The 259-nt window shown below is 72.2% G+C and carries 1 pseudogene; it reads left to right on the top strand.

What is annotated here, in order from left to right:
- Positions 1-16: 16 nt before the first annotated feature.
- Positions 17-259, top strand: a pseudogene (locus OP79_RS49400) (IS4 family transposase); the annotation flags it as partial.

Genomic DNA, 259 nt, shown 5'->3' with positions numbered 1-259 from the left:
GGCGACCGCGAAGCCGATGGCCACCGAGTCGACCCCCGGTGCGTTCTGGCGGGGATTGCGGCTGCTGGCCGTCGACGGGACCTGCTGGGACGTTGCCGACACCGAAGCCAACCAGGCCGCCTTCGGCCGTCCCGGCAACGGCCGCGGAACGGGACGGAGTGCATTCGTCCAGGTGCGGATGGCGGCTCTGGTGGAAGTGGGCAGCCACGCGGTGCTGGACGCGGAACTCGCCGGCTGCCGGACCGGGGAAGTCACCCTC

Source organism: Streptomyces yerevanensis (genome assembly GCF_000716805.1).
In the GTDB taxonomy this organism is placed as follows: Bacteria; Actinomycetota; Actinomycetes; order Streptomycetales; family Streptomycetaceae; genus Streptomyces; species Streptomyces flaveus.
The sequence above is the reverse complement of the archived record's forward strand: the minus strand, read 5'-3'. Positions and strand labels throughout refer to the sequence as shown.